The 13,411-nt window shown below is 65.9% G+C and carries 12 protein-coding genes; 5 read left to right on the top strand and 7 right to left on the bottom strand.

Annotation, left to right across the window (positions count from 1 at the left end):
* Positions 1-68: 68 nt before the first annotated feature.
* Positions 69-2,780, bottom strand: coding sequence for a TonB-dependent receptor plug domain-containing protein (locus KT882_RS07660; RefSeq protein ID WP_228895163.1), 2,712 nt, complete (start codon positions 2,778-2,780; stop codon positions 69-71).
* A 193-nt stretch (positions 2,781-2,973) separates the two neighbouring features.
* Here KT882_RS07660 and KT882_RS07655 point away from each other — a divergent pair, with 193 nt between their 5' ends.
* The gene (locus tag KT882_RS07655) at positions 2,974-3,720 is read left to right on the top strand and encodes a FadR/GntR family transcriptional regulator (protein WP_161072533.1); all 747 of its coding nucleotides are present in this window, start codon (positions 2,974-2,976) and stop codon (positions 3,718-3,720) included.
* A gap of 113 nt (positions 3,721-3,833) precedes the next feature.
* Here KT882_RS07655 and KT882_RS07650 read toward each other — a convergent pair whose 3' ends face one another.
* Positions 3,834-4,541: a histidine phosphatase family protein gene (locus KT882_RS07650; RefSeq protein WP_228895161.1), complete on the bottom strand. Its 708-nt coding sequence runs from the start codon at positions 4,539-4,541 to the stop codon at positions 3,834-3,836.
* 96 nt (positions 4,542-4,637) lie between these two features.
* On the opposite strand from KT882_RS07650, the gene KT882_RS07645 reads away from it, so the two are divergent.
* Positions 4,638-5,546 carry a LysR family transcriptional regulator gene (locus tag KT882_RS07645; protein WP_161072535.1) on the top strand — a complete coding sequence of 303 codons (909 nt, stop codon included), beginning with the start codon at positions 4,638-4,640 and terminating at the stop codon, positions 5,544-5,546.
* A gap of 112 nt (positions 5,547-5,658) precedes the next feature.
* On the opposite strand, the gene KT882_RS07640 is transcribed toward KT882_RS07645, so the two are convergent.
* Entirely contained in the window at positions 5,659-6,399 is a 741-nt protein-coding gene (locus KT882_RS07640) for a sulfite exporter TauE/SafE family protein (protein WP_161072536.1), read from the bottom strand.
* Positions 6,400-6,491: 92 nt separating this feature from the next.
* Between KT882_RS07640 and KT882_RS07635 the strand changes: the two genes are divergently transcribed.
* Positions 6,492-7,415 (top strand): LysR family transcriptional regulator, encoded by a 924-nt coding sequence (locus tag KT882_RS07635; protein WP_228895159.1) that lies wholly within the window; start codon positions 6,492-6,494, stop codon positions 7,413-7,415.
* On the opposite strand, the gene nhaR is transcribed toward KT882_RS07635, so the two are convergent.
* Complete coding sequence (nhaR, locus tag KT882_RS07630) at positions 7,394-8,293, bottom strand: transcriptional activator NhaR (RefSeq protein ID WP_161072538.1); 900 nt, start codon at positions 8,291-8,293, stop codon at positions 7,394-7,396. The two genes, KT882_RS07635 and nhaR, sit on opposite strands and share 22 nt — an antisense overlap.
* 100 nt (positions 8,294-8,393) lie before the next feature.
* Between nhaR and KT882_RS07625 the strand changes: the two genes are divergently transcribed.
* Both KT882_RS07625 and KT882_RS07620 read left to right on the top strand, forming a co-directional pair.
* The gene (locus KT882_RS07625; protein ID WP_161072539.1) at positions 8,394-9,356 is read left to right on the top strand and encodes a TerC family protein; all 963 of its coding nucleotides are present in this window, start codon (positions 8,394-8,396) and stop codon (positions 9,354-9,356) included.
* Between the two features lie 22 nt (positions 9,357-9,378).
* Entirely contained in the window at positions 9,379-9,792 is a 414-nt protein-coding gene (locus KT882_RS07620; RefSeq protein ID WP_161072540.1) for a tellurite resistance TerB family protein, read from the top strand.
* Between the two features lie 18 nt (positions 9,793-9,810).
* On the opposite strand, the gene KT882_RS07615 is transcribed toward KT882_RS07620, so the two are convergent.
* The 3 genes from KT882_RS07615 to KT882_RS07605 are packed head-to-tail and all read right to left on the bottom strand — an operon-like array spanning position 9,811 to position 13,398.
* Positions 9,811-10,512, bottom strand: coding sequence for a PqiC family protein (locus tag KT882_RS07615; RefSeq protein ID WP_228895157.1), 702 nt, complete (start codon positions 10,510-10,512; stop codon positions 9,811-9,813).
* Positions 10,509-12,122, bottom strand: a complete 1,614-nt coding sequence (locus KT882_RS07610; protein WP_161072542.1) for a PqiB family protein — start codon at positions 12,120-12,122, stop codon at positions 10,509-10,511. The genes KT882_RS07615 and KT882_RS07610 overlap by 4 nt, the downstream gene beginning before the upstream one ends.
* Positions 12,115-13,398: a paraquat-inducible protein A gene (locus KT882_RS07605; protein ID WP_228895156.1), complete on the bottom strand. Its 1,284-nt coding sequence runs from the start codon at positions 13,396-13,398 to the stop codon at positions 12,115-12,117. Before KT882_RS07605 ends, KT882_RS07610 begins: the two co-directional genes overlap by 8 nt.
* Positions 13,399-13,411: the final 13 nt, after the last annotated feature.

The raw sequence follows: 13,411 nt of genomic DNA, 5'->3' as shown, positions 1-13,411 counted from the left end.
TCAAAAAAGGGTGGGCGCACCGCGTTTGCGTTGCGGCGGCGCGCCCGCCAAAAGGGCCGGGGCCGGCCTTAAAACTCGTAACTGATCCTGGCGTTGAACGCGCGGCCAATCGGGCTGGCGATGTTGTTGGCGTAGGCAGTCGAATTCGAATTGGTGACGGGCGGCGCGGTGTCGAACAGATTGCTCACGCCTCCGGTCACGGTGATGTGCTTGAAGCCTTTGTAGGAAGCGGTCAGGTTCCACACCGAGTAGGGCTTGATGTCGCGGAAGTACTCGGGCGCCACGTTGTTCAGGTCGTGGTAGCCGGTGTTGAAGTTCTGCGTCAGCTGCGAGAACCAGTCGCCCTTGGCCCACGACATGCGCAGCGTGTGCTTCCAGCGGAAGGTGTAGGTGGGGCTGGCGCTGACGTTGCCCGAACCGACCGAACCGAAGCGGCCCAGGTTGGAAATCCACACGCCGTCCTTCTCGTTCTGGTTCTCGAACTGGTGCACATAGGTGCCGTCCAGGCCGATCTTGAAGTCGCCCACGGGCTGGCGCGGGAAGCCGTAGCTGAAGCCCACGTCCACGCCGCTGGTGCGCAGGTCGCCCAGGTTCATCACGGTGTTCTTCACGTAGGCCAGCGAACGGTCCGCGTTGCGCACGAACAGCTCGGTGTACTTGGCCGGGTTGGTGAAGATGGCGTTCTGCGGCAGCTGGCCGATGCTGTTGCGGAAGTGGATATTGTAGTAGTCCAGCGACAGCATCATATTGCGCATCGGTTCCAGCACCACGCCCAGCGTCAGGCTGCGCGACTTCTCCGGCAGCACATCCGGATTGCTGCCCTGCTGCACCGGCAGCAGCGCATTGCAGACGATGAGCGGATTGGCGCCGGGCACCGCCTTGCCGGTTCCCGCCAGGCCCGGCGTGCCGGGGCACAGCAGCGGATCGTCCCAGCGGCTGGTGGTGAGCGCGGTGGCGCCGGGCAGGCGGTAGCCATAGCGGTCGAACAGCGTGGGCGCGCGGAAGCCGGTGCTGGCCGAGCCGCGTAGCATCAGGTTCTTCAAAGGCTGGTAGCGGAAGCTGGCTTTCGGATTGACGGTGTTGCCAAAGTCCGAATAGCGGTCGGCGCGCGCGGCCACGTTGAAGTCCAGCTCCTTGGTCACAGGCAGGTCGGTCTCCACGAACAGCGCGCTGATGTTGCGCTGGCCGGCGGCGTAGCTGGGCAGGCGGTTCTGGTAGGGCACGTCGATCACGCCGTCCAGCGCGCGGTCCTTGTTGCCGTCGTGGTGGAACTCGGCGCCGGTGGCCAGGGTTAGCGCGCCGCCGCCCAGCTGCATCAGCTCGCGCGTCACGGTCAGGTCAACGCCGGTGTAGAGATTGGTGGTGTGGCGGATCTGGCCGCCGTCGGCCGAGATGTCCTTCAGGTAGGCCAGACCGGCCGCGCTCTGCGTGCCGAAGGGATTCAAGATGCCGTTGCGCACGCCGGCCTGCAGTTTCAGGCCGTTCACATAGCCCTGGCGGAACCAGGAATCGCGCTCGCCGGCGCCGTAGATGAAGCCCAGGCGGTAGTCCCACTGGCCGATGCGGCCTTCGTCCGCCACCACCAGGCGCGTGGCCTGCTGCTGGTCGCGCGCGATGGCAGGCCCCAGTTCGGCCACGCTCCAGGACACGTTCAGCGTGGAGCCGTTCAGGCCCGGAATGGCGGGCACGCCGGCCGAGCCGCCCGGGTAGTATGGGCTGCTCGGCGTGATCTGCGCCACCGCGCCGTTGAAGCCCACCGTGGTGCTGGGCGCGCGCTGCGTGGTGATGTGTTCTTTCGCGTACAGCAGCTCGGCCGTCACCAGGTGGTCTTCGGACAGCTTCAGGCTGCCCTTGGTGAAGAAGGTGGTTTGCGAGTTGGCCGGCAGCGCCAGCACATAGTAGTTGGCGTTCTGGATGCAGGTGTTGCGCAGCGCCGGCGTGGAGTACGGCGGCGTGCAGCCGGCCGAGAAATAGGGATTGCCGGTGATGCCGGTGCTGGGCGAAAAAATATTGGCCGGCTGCGCGTAGCTGCCGGTGGTGGCGCGCGGCGCGATGCCCAGCTCGGCCAGCCGTTCGGGGCTGGTCAGCTCCGGGCGGTCGTTGGCGTCCAGCGCGGTGCGCTTGTGCGTGTCCACCGTGGCGTAGATATTCCAGCCGTCCGTTTCCAGATTGCCGATGCCGCCCAACACGCTCAGGCGGTGTTCGCGGCCGCCGCCGGAGGCCTCCGGCACGACGCCCTGCGCGGTGACGTTCAGGCCATTGTAGGTGCGCTTGGTGATGAAGTTGACCACGCCGCCGATGGCGTCGGTGCCGTAGGTGGAGGAGGCGCCGTCGCGCAGCACTTCCACGCGGTTCAGAGCGCTCATCGGTATCATGTCGACGTTGACGAAGCCGTTGCTGAGCGGTTCGTTGACCATGCGGCGGCCGTTGAGCAGCACCAGCGTGCGGTTGATGCCGATGCCGCGCATATTCATGTTGGTGCCGGCGCCGGCGGCGGAAGGCACGTTGGTGGAAGCGACCGGCATGGACGTCACCACGTCGGCCACCGTGGTCAGGGCGGCGTTGGCGAATTCGTCGGCCTTGACGGTGGTGACCGGCAAAGCCATTTCGCTGGCCACGCGCTTGATGGTGGAACCGGTGACTTCCACCTTCTGCATGGGCGCGGCGGCGGCGGCCGCTTCGGTCTGCTGCGCGGCGGCCTGCCCGGCCAGGGTCAGGACGGCAAGGGCAATGGATGTGCGGGCCAGGCGGTGCGGGGATGTGCGGGTGCGGTGTTGCATGGTTGTCTCCTCCATGGTGTAAGAATTTTCTTCTTCACGTCGGCGGAGGATCATGCGTTGCCGCGCTGTCCTTTTTGTCTCGCCGTAACGCTGGTAGTGCCGGCCCCAAGTTATCGGTCGTCTGACAACTTGGAAGCAAGTATAATCATCACTTTTAGAAAACGCAACTTGTGTTTTGAGACCCAGCCCATCCATGGAATCAAGCCGCCCCATCACCCCCCTCCCAAAATCGCGCTCGCTGGCGCACGGCGTCGTCAGCTATGTTGCAGACCTGATCAAGGACGGCCGCATTGCGCCGGGCGAGAAAGTACCGTCGGAGGCCGAGATCATCCGCGCGCTGGGCGTCAGCCGCTCGGTGGTGCGGGAGGCAATTTCGCATATGCAGGCGGCCGGCATGGTGGAGACGCGCCAGGGCGTGGGCACCTTTGTGCTGGGCCGCGCGCCGCAGCACATGGGGCTGGGCGCCAAGTCCGGGATGACGAAAGAGGACGTGCTGTCCATACTGGAGTTGCGCATCAGCCTGGAGACCGAAGCCGCAGGACTGGCGGCCAACCGCCGCAGCGAGCCCCAGTTGGCGCGCATCCGCGCGGCGCTGGACGCCTTCCTGGCTCGCTGCAACAGCGGCGGCGAAACAGCAACAGCGGACACGCAATACCACCTGTCGATTGCGCAGGCGGCCAACAACCCCTACCTGCACGATGTGCTGAGCCACATCAACCTGGAACTGCTGCCGCAGGCGCGCCAGACCTCGGCCCACATTCCGCGCGACGCACCGGAGATCTACCTTGAGCGGGTGCGGCGCGAGCACGAGGACATCTACAGCGCCATCGCGCGCCAGGATCCCGAATCGGCGCGCGCCGCCATGCGCACCCACCTCAGCAACAGCCGCGAGCGCCTGCGGCGCGCGCACGAGCAATACGAAGCAAGCAAAGACCGCTGAACGGCCCGGCCCGATACTCTTGCATCGGGCATTTTTTTCGCGACAGCCTGTCAGACGTCTGATATGCTATGGCGAAAAAAAGACGGCAATCTTGCCGTCTCAAGCCAAGAAAATTAGCGGTAAGTAACGCTATTTGCCTCGCCCAGCCATTCCAGATGGGCAAAGTTGTTCAAATAGCTCAAGCTGGTCTTGCCCGGGCGGTGCTGCAGCCTGGTCACCGAGCAATTGGCGATGGACCAGTTCAGCTCCAGTGTCTTGTGGTCGGGCAGGTCCAGCAGGTGCTGGCAGAGCGCCGAAATAGTGCCGCCGGAGGTGAACACCACCGTCGTTTCCGATTCCGCGCCCTGCTCCGTCAGGCGCTCCAGCGCGCCCACGCAGCGCGCCTGGAAGGCTTTCCAGCTCTCCGTGTAGTCGCCGTCATGCGCGCCGCCCATCCAGCGCTGCATCGCCGCGACAAAGATATGCTCGAAGGCGTGCTTGGGGTCCGGCTGGAGCGCAGCGTAAGCGCGGAATTCCTCCGGCGAGGAAAATTCCGGGCAGTGCCTGACCAGTACTTCCACATGGTTGAATTCCGCAAAGCCCGGATCGGTCAGCCATTCCGTGTCGGCCAGCAGCGGCTTCGGCAGTTCGGACAAGCAGGTATCAGCCGTCTGCCGGTGGCGCACCATGCCGCCACAGACCACGCGCTGGAAAATCTGGCGGCTGTTGGCGAACCATTGCCCCAGCAGGCGCGACTGCTCAAAACCCAGCGGCGACAGCTGGTCGTAATTGGCCGATCCGAACGAGGCTTGGCCGTGGCGAACCAGATAAATTTGTCCCATCCCGCGTGCTCCGTGTAACAAAAAGAATGAAACACAGCTTAGCCTGCGGTGTAGAATTCATCAAATGAATAGTATTAATGCTTCCCAATAAAACTCATGCATATAGCCAAAGTCGACCTGAATCTGTTCGTCGTGTTCGACGCCATCTACACGGAGGGCAGCCTGACGCGCGCCAGCCTGAAGATGAATCTGACGCAGCCCGCCATCAGCCACGCGCTGGCGCGCCTGCGCACCCTGCTCAACGACGCGCTGTTTGAACGCCAGGGCCATGTGATGGTGCCGACGCCGCTGGCGCGCAGCATCATCGAGCCGGTGCGGCAGGCGCTGCGCGGCTTTGAAGTCACGCTGAACGGCGCCGAACGCTTCGACCCTGCCACCAGTGAACGCACCTTCACGCTCGCCATGCGCGACGTGGTGGAGCCGACCATATTGCCGCCGCTGATGGCGCGCATCGCGCAGGCCGCGCCGTCGGTGGGCGTGAACGCGCTGCGCGTGGCGCGCGGCGACCTGGAAGGCGAGCTGGCGGCGGGCAGCATCGACGCGGCCATCGATTTGCTGCTGCCGCTGTCCAAGGATATCCGCCAGATGCGGCTGCCGTCCGACCAGACCGTGGTGCTGGTGCGCGCAGGGCATCCACAGGTGCAGCATGCGCTGGACCTGGAGATGTATTTGCGGCAGGAGCACATCCAGGTCAGCTCGCGGCGCAGCGGGCCCAGCCTGGAGGACGTGGAACTGAGCCGGCGCGGCCTGCAGCGCCGCATCCGCATGCGCTGCCAGCACTACTACACCGCCTGCACAGTGGTAAGCCAGACCGATTTGCTGCTGACCATGCCGGAGCGCTACGGGCAGGTGCTGAACCAGCAGTTCGGCCACCAGCTGCTGGCGCTGCCGCTGGAACTGGCGCATATCGACAACCAGCTGTACTGGCACGCCAACGTCGACAGCGACCCCGCCAACCGCTGGCTGCGCGAGCAGATAGCCGAGGTGCTGAATACTCTGCCTTGACGCATGGCGGGTTACGGCTGCGCCTAACCCGCCCTACGAAGTCATTGCGTGCCTCGATCCCGTAGGGCGGGTTAGGTGCAAAGCACCGTAACCCGCCAAGCGCCGCCGACACTTAGTGCCAGGCCGCGTCCAGCGCCAGGTGCATGCCTAGCAAAAGCAGCGCGAACAGGAAGCAGCGCCGGAACAGCTCGGGCGCCATGCGGCTGCGCAGGCGCTGCCCCAGCAGCATGCCGGCCACCGCCGGCAGCTGCGCCACAAACGACATTCCCGCCGCCGCCGGCTGCCACGCGCCGCGCGCCGCCAGCGACACCGCCAGCGCCACGGTGGACACGGTGAACGCCAAACCCATCGCCTGCACCAGCTCATCCTTCTCCAGTTCCAGCGCCTGCAGATACGGCACGGCCGGTATCACGAACACGCCGGTGGCCGCCGTGATGGCGCCGGTCAGCGCCCCGATAGCCGGCGACATCACGCCTTCGCTGCCGCGCAAACGCCAGCGCAGCGACAGCAGCCCCATGGCCGCGTACGCCACCAGCGCCACGCCCAGCGCACCGCTGGCCATCTTCGCATCGACCGCCAGCGCCCCGCCCACCAGCGTGCCCGCGCCGGTGCCGATGCAGATACCTGCCATCATGGGCCACAAGCGCTGCCACAGCGGATACACCGGCGAGCCGGACAGCAGCTGCCACACATTCGTCAAAAGCGAAGGCACGATCAGCAGCGCCGCAGCCTCCACCGGCGACATGACCAGGCTAAGCATGGCCACCGCCACGGTCGGCAGTCCCATGCCGGTTACGCCTTTAACCATTCCCGCAAGCAGGAACACCACGGTGATGTAGATGATATTTTCCATGGCCCCCAGTCTGGCACGGCGCCACGGCGGCGAAAATGTGGAATATACTCAGCCTGCCTACGGCTGATCCGAAGGCTAACCCGGAAACCACCATGCGATTCGACCTCACCGATCTGCGCCTGTTCCTGCACGTAGCCGAAAGCGGCAGCATCACCTCCGGCGCCGAACAGTCGCACCTGGCGCTGGCCTCGGCCAGCGCGCGCATACGCGGCATGGAGGAAGCGCTGGGCGTGCCGCTGCTGGAGCGCGGCAGGCGCGGCGTGGAAACCACGGAAGCGGGCCGCACGCTGCTGCACCACGCGCGCATGATCACGCAGCAAATGGAGAAGATGCGCGCCGACCTCGGCGAGTACGCATCCGGCCTGAAAGGGCATGTGCGGGTGATGTGCAACACCTCCGCGCTGGCCGAGTTCCTGCCGGACGCGCTGGCGGGCTTCATGGCGGCGCATCCGCAAGTGAATATCGACCTCGAGGAACGCCTCAGCTACGACATCGTGCAAGCCATCAAGGACGGCCTGGCCGACATCGGCGTGATCGCGGACTCGGTGGACAGCACCGGCCTGGAAACCCATCCCTTCCGCGACGACAGGCTGGTGCTGGCGATGTCGCCCCGCCACCCGCTGGCCGCGCAGCTGAAACGCAAGCGCAGCATGGCCTTCACGGACGCGCTGGGCTACGACTTCATCGGCCTGGCGGGCGACAGCGCGCTGCACAAATACATCGCCGGCCACGCCGCGCGGCTGGGCAAGCGCCTGACCTACCGCGTGCGCCTGCGCAGCCTGGACGCGGTCTGCCGCATGGCCGCCAGCGGCGCCGGGCTGGCGGTGCTGCCCGAATCAGCCGTGCTGCGCTCAAGCGGCGCAATGGACATCCGCCACGTCCACCTCACCGATCCGTGGGCCGTGCGCAAGCTGCTGATCTGCGTTCGCCACTACGCCGACCTGCCCGGCTACGCCCGGGAACTGGTGGATGCGCTACGCCGCGCCGCCGGCGCTCAAACCGACAAGGTGCGCTGAGCCGCCTGGCTGATCGCTTGCGTAATCGGGTGGCTGATGCGGCGCTCGGTGGTAATGGCGTAGACGCGCTCGCGCAGCGTGGGAATGCTGCCCACCACAGCCACGCCGTACTGCTGGCACACGCGCCCCGCAATGGCGGCCGGCACGAAGAACAGGCCTGCGCCGGACTGGCCGAAGGCCTTGATCATGGCGCTGTCATCGAACTCGCCCACCACGTGCGGATGGGCGACATGCTCCTGCAGCCATTGCATCAGCTTGGGGCGCACTGCGAAGTCCTCGCCCGGCAGTAGCAGCGGCGCGTGGTTCAGGCAATCCGGGAAAGCGCCGCGCAAGCTGGCGGCCAGCGCCGGAGCGGCCAGCACCTGCAGCTGGCTTTCGCCCAGCAGGTGGCTGTAGCCGCGCACATGCAGGTGGCTGGGCATGGCGCGGTCGGCGATGATGAGGTCCAGCTTGTGCACCGCCAGGTCAGCCAGTAAGGCTTCCATGCGCCCTTCGCGGCAGATCAGCCGCGTCGGCGACGGCAGGGACAGCGCGGGCGCCACCAGCTCGCAGGCGATGGCCTTGGACACCGAATCGGAAACGCCGACACGGAAGGTGGCGTTGGCCGCGCCGGCCTGGTCGCGCACCACTTCCAGCAGCTCGTCGCCTGAACGGAAAATCTCCTCCGCGTGGTGCAGCATGCGCTGCCCGGTGTCCGTCAGCTCCAGCCGCCGCCCAACGCGGCGGAACAGCTCCACGCCCAGCGTGTCTGCGAACTCGCTCAGCTGGCCGGAAATGGACTGCGGCGTCAGGTGCAGCTGCTCCGCCGCCTTGGCGATGCTGCCGGTGCGCGCCACCATCCAGAAATAGCGCAGATGCTTGAAGTTGAGCGTGGTCATGGCGGTCTATCATCCATTTTTTCGATGTATCGGCCAAGTATATTCGAATTGTTCGATGTCAGTTCCATGCTTACCATGGTCTTTCTACAAGGAGGTGGATATGAACGGCCTGGAGCAGTTTGCGACGGCGCCCATGTGGGCTGGCTTCGTCGTCTTCGTGCTGGCGATGCTGGCGCTCGATCTGTATGTCTTCGGCGGCGACAAGGCGCACAAGGTCACTGTGCGCGAGGCGGGCACGTGGTCGCTGATCTGGTTTTCGCTCGCACTGCTGTTCAACGCCGGCCTGTGGTGGTATCTGCAGGGCGCCGTGGGACCGGAAATCGCCGAGCGCAAGGCGCTGGAATTCCTGTCGGGCTACCTGATCGAAAAGGCGCTCTCGGTCGACAACATCTTCATCTTCCTGCTGATCTTCTCGTCCTTCCACGTGAAGCCCGAATACCAGCGCCGCGTGCTGATCTACGGCGTGCTGGGCGCCATCGTGATGCGCGCCGTGATGATCATGGCGGGCGCCTGGGTGGTGAGTGAATTCAGCTGGATGCTGTACGTGTTCGGCGCCTTCCTGGCCATCACCGGCATCCGCATGATGGTGGCGGCCGACCACGAACCGGACCTGCAGAAGAATCCCGTGCTGCGCCTTGCGCGCCGCCACCTGCGCGTGTCGGAGGGCGACCATGGCGAGAAGTTCTTCGTCTTCAAGGACGGCCTGCGTTATGTGACGCCGCTGTTCCTGGTGCTGATCCTGATCGAGGCGACCGACCTGGTGTTCGCGGTGGATTCGATTCCGGCCATTTTCGCCATCACGTCGGACCCGTTCATCGTGTTCACGTCGAACATGTTTGCGATCCTGGGCTTGCGGGCGCTGTACTTCCTGCTGGCCGATATCGCAGGGCGCTTCCACCTGCTGAAGTACGGCCTGGCGCTGGTGCTGATCTTTATCGGCGCGAAGATGCTGATCATGCCGTGGTTCCACATGCCGGTGCATATCTCGCTGGCCGTGGTGGCGACGCTGATCGCGGGCAGCGTGCTGGCAAGCCTTTATGCCACCCGCAAGAGCAACAACTAACCCACACACAAGGAGCAGCACAATGCGACATTACCAACCCAACAGCGCCAGCGCGGCTGGCCGCATCCTGGCCCTGGCCATGGTGGTGGACGGCCATATGGCGCCGTCCGAACTGCGCGCACTGGAACGTTCACGCCTGCTGGAGCACATCGATATCGATATGGACAGCTTCCACGACCTGGTGCAGGAGCTGTGCTACGACCTGCTGGCCTGCAATGTGAAGAACGACTACGTGGAGCTCGATCCCGGCACCACGGACCTGCTGCTGGCGGACATCACGGATTCGGAGCTGCGCCGCGAACTGCTGCGCGCCATGTGGAATATCGCCGACGCCGACGGCGTGCTGGCCGACGGCGAGGCCAAGCTGCTGGCACGCGCCTGCGTGATATGGGCCGCCGAGGCGCGCTTTATCACGGAGCCGGATCTGGCGGAGTAAGCCGCGCGCCGGTGTGGTTCAGGCGCCGGCAGCGGCTTGCGGCGCGGCCGGGCAGGCAGGCGTGGCGCCGCTGGCTTGTGCGCGGACGGCTTGCGAGATGCCGGCCGCGATGCGGGCGACGGCGCGGCGGTGGCCTGCCACCAGCGCGTCGTAGCCCGCCGCCACGGGTTCGCTGGCGAAGGTGCGGCAGGTCAGTACTTTGCTGCTGCCGCTGCCGCCGATCCTGCGCACGCTCCAAACCGCGTCCACCAGCGCGTACTGGCCGGGCGCGGATTCGAAGCGCTGCACATTGGTGCTGATGCGGTAGACCGTGGCCTGCTCCGGCGTCGGCGTGCGGAACACGTCGATGGCGCCCAATTCGGCCGTTACGCCGAGCGACAGCGCCTGCCCGATCTCCGAGGCCAGCGGCGCCGCCCAGCGCTCCTGCTCCAGCAGTTCCACCCTGCCCGCGCCGCTCGTCACCACGAGCTGATTGCGGCTGACCTGCTGCGGCACGGACACCGCCTGCAGCTCGATGTACAGCGGCGTCTTCGCCTGAGCGCCGCCGGCATCGGCAGGGGATGCGGTGGAAGGCGGGGCGCCCGCAGTCAGGCTGTAGAAGCGCTCCACCGGCAGCGAGCTGGCGCAGCCGCTCAGCAGCGCGGTAGCGGCAAATGCAGAAAGTGCGGCAGCAAATGCGGCGGCGCTTGCGGTTGCGGCGTCACGGAAATACTGCGTCATTTCTTGTCTCCTTGCTTGCCCCGTATCAGCGATTCGGGATGGCGTTCCAGATAGTCGGACAGCGCGTTCAGCGATTGCAGCGTCTGCGTCAGCTGCTGCAGCGCTTCGCGCAGGTCGGACTGCACCGGCGAATCCTTTTGCAGCAATTGCTCCGCCGTGCCGAAGGTCTGCTTCGCCGCGCCCAGCGTGTTCTTCATCTCCGGCACTACCTGCGTGTCGAGCTGCTTGAACAGCGCGTTGGCGTTCTTCAGCGTGGCGTTCAGGTTGTTGCCGATGTCGGCGAACGGCACCTGGTCCAGTTTGCGCGCGATGCTGGAAATCTGCGTCTGCAATTCCTCCAGGCTGTTCGGTATCGTGGGCAGCTCCATCGGATACTGGTCCACGTCCAGCTTGACCTGCGCCGAATTGGGGAAGAAGTCGAGCGCGATATACAGCTGTCCGGTGAGCAGGTTCCCGGTGCGCAGCTGCGCGCGCAAGCCGCGACTCACCATGCGCTCCAGCACCTCGGAACCGGCCTTGCCCTCCGGGTCCGCCGCCAGCGCCTGCTGGAAGCGCTTGCCCAGCCGCGCCGGATACAGGTCCACCGTCACCGGCATGCGGAAGCTCTTCTTCTTCGGATCGTATTCCACGCCCACCGAGCGCACCTCGCCCAGCACGATGCCCCGGAAGTCCACCGTGGCGCCGGGCGACAGGCCGCGCAGCGACTGGTCGAAATAGAACACGCTCGGTATCGGCTGCCCATCCGGCTCGCGCATGGCGCTGGCCTGGTCGTCCGCCAGCAGGAACTCGGAGCCGCTGGGCGCCACCGCAGCGGGTTTCTGGCCGCTCAGCGATTCGAAGGCTATACCGCCCACCAGCAGGGCCGCCAGCGACTGCGTATTGAGCTTGAAGCCCGACGAGTCCAGGCGCAGGTCCACGCCGCTCGCGTGCCACCAGCGCGTGTTCCGGCCCACGTGCTGGTCATACGGCGCGTTCACGAATACCCGCATCGACACGCCCGTGCCCTTGGGCTCCAGCGCAAAGTCGATCACCTGCCCCACCTGGATGCGGCGGTAGAACACCGGCGAGCCGATATCGATCGAACCCAGGGTGTCCGCATGCAGCGTAAACTGGCTGCCCTTCTGGTCCACCGTGACCGGCGGCGCGCGTTCCAGGCCGGTGAATTTTTCAGCGCCCAGCGCGCCCTTGCCCGCGTCCACGCCGATGTAGGCGCCGGACAGCAGCGTGCCCAGGCCAGAAACCCCGCTGGCGCCCACGCGCGGCCGCACCACCCAGAAACGCGTGTCGGCCGCCGTGAAGCGCTTGGCGTCCTTGCTCATGTCTATGGTCACCAGCACCCTGGACAGGTCCGGGTGCAGCGCAATGGTGCGCACGATGCCGATGTCCACGTCCTTGTATTTCACCTTGGTCTTGCCGGCCTCCAGGCCGTCGCCGCTGCGGAAACTCACTTCCACCGTCGGCCCCTGGTCCAGCACCGACTTCGCCACCAGCCCCAGGCCGATCAGCGCGGCCAGCAGCGGCACCAGCCACACCAGCGAAGGCAGCCAGCGGCTGGCCTTCTCCACTTGCGGCTCGGGCAGGACGGGATGTTCGCCTTCGTGTTCAGGCATTCTTTTCTCCAGATTTCTTGTGATCCACCGCGTCCCATATCAAACGCGGATCGAACTGCATGGACGCCAGCATGGTCAGCACCACCACGGCGCAAAAGGCCAGCGCGCCCGGCCCGGCGGTAATCACGGCCAGCGAACTGAAACGCACCAGTCCCACCGTCAGCGTGATGACGAAGATATCGAGCATGGACCAGCGGCCCACGAACTCCACCAGGCGGTACAGCATCGTGCGCTGGCGCGGCCGCCAGCGCGAGCCGCGCTGCGAGGTGGTGGCCAGCAGCGCCAGCGCAACCAGCTTCGCCACCGGCACCACGATGCTGGCGATGAAGATGATGGTGGCCAGCGCGGGCGAACCGCTGTTCCAGAAGTAGACCACGCCGCTGATGATGGTGTCGTCCTCCTTGCCGAACAGCGAGTGCGTGTACATCACGGGCAGCAGGTTGGCGGGAATGTAGAGGATGGCAGCGCCCAGCAGCAGCGCCCAGGTGCGGCTGATGCTGTCCGGCAGGCGGCGGTGCAAGGTGCTGCCGCAGCGCGCGCAATGTTGCCGCTGTCCGTGTTCTTTGCCGCTGTCGGCCGCCACCAGGCCGCAGGCATGGCAGGCCAGCGGCGGACGCGCGCCTTCCAGCGCCTTGTAGCGCATGGGCCGGTCCTGCGGCGGCGTCCCCTGCGCCGCCAGGCCATCGCCCATCAGCCACAGCGCGCGCGGGTCGAAGGACACCACCACCGTCAGCAGCAGCGTCAGCGCGCCGAAGGCGAACAGGCCGGGCTGGGCCACCACCTTCGCCAGGCTGGTCATCTTGATGAGCGTGATCAGGATGCCTATCATCAGCACCTCCGTCATACCCCACTGGCGCGCCTTGCGCACCGCCCGCAGCAGGCGGTGGAAGCCGGGCGGCTGGTAGCCGGCGCGCAGCGCCAGCGTGACGTACAGCAGCGCGCCCAGTTCAATGGCGGGGAACACAAAGGTGAACAGCAGCACGCTCACCGCCACGGCCTGCATCTGCTCCTGCCACAGCACGCGGATGGCGCCCAGCAGCGTGGCGCTGACGGTGTAGCCGTTCACGTCCAGTTCAACAATGGGGAAAAATTGCGCTATCAGGAAAACAATGATGGCGCCCAGCGTGATGGCGGCAACCCGGTTGAGCCTGGGCGGTGCGCCGCGGTACAGCACCGAGCCGCAGCGCACGCAGCGCGCCTTCTCGCGCGGCGCCAGCGGGCGGCGGCGGTAGAGCACACCGCAATCATGGCAGCTGATCAGATCATTTCTTTGCACGGATATCTATACA

The organism is Pseudoduganella aquatica, from assembly GCF_020865585.1.
Taxonomy (GTDB): domain Bacteria; phylum Pseudomonadota; class Gammaproteobacteria; order Burkholderiales; family Burkholderiaceae_D; genus Rugamonas; species Rugamonas aquatica_A.
The sequence above is the reverse complement of the archived record's forward strand: the minus strand, read 5'-3'. Positions and strand labels throughout refer to the sequence as shown.

Coding starts and splice junctions, on each gene's coding strand:
- KT882_RS07620 (WP_161072540.1), top strand. CDS start 9,379: ATGCGACATTACCAACCCAACAGCGCCAGCGCGGCTGGCCGCATCCTG.
- KT882_RS07645 (WP_161072535.1), top strand. CDS start 4,638: ATGCATATAGCCAAAGTCGACCTGAATCTGTTCGTCGTGTTCGACGCC.
- KT882_RS07635 (WP_228895159.1), top strand. CDS start 6,492: ATGCGATTCGACCTCACCGATCTGCGCCTGTTCCTGCACGTAGCCGAA.
- KT882_RS07640 (WP_161072536.1), bottom strand. CDS start 6,399: ATGGAAAATATCATCTACATCACCGTGGTGTTCCTGCTTGCGGGAATG.
- KT882_RS07610 (WP_161072542.1), bottom strand. CDS start 12,122: ATGCCTGAACACGAAGGCGAACATCCCGTCCTGCCCGAGCCGCAAGTG.
- KT882_RS07660 (WP_228895163.1), bottom strand. CDS start 2,780: ATGCAACACCGCACCCGCACATCCCCGCACCGCCTGGCCCGCACATCC.
- KT882_RS07625 (WP_161072539.1), top strand. CDS start 8,394: ATGAACGGCCTGGAGCAGTTTGCGACGGCGCCCATGTGGGCTGGCTTC.
- KT882_RS07615 (WP_228895157.1), bottom strand. CDS start 10,512: ATGACGCAGTATTTCCGTGACGCCGCAACCGCAAGCGCCGCCGCATTT.
- KT882_RS07655 (WP_161072533.1), top strand. CDS start 2,974: ATGGAATCAAGCCGCCCCATCACCCCCCTCCCAAAATCGCGCTCGCTG.
- nhaR (WP_161072538.1), bottom strand. CDS start 8,293: ATGACCACGCTCAACTTCAAGCATCTGCGCTATTTCTGGATGGTGGCG.
- KT882_RS07650 (WP_228895161.1), bottom strand. CDS start 4,541: ATGGGACAAATTTATCTGGTTCGCCACGGCCAAGCCTCGTTCGGATCG.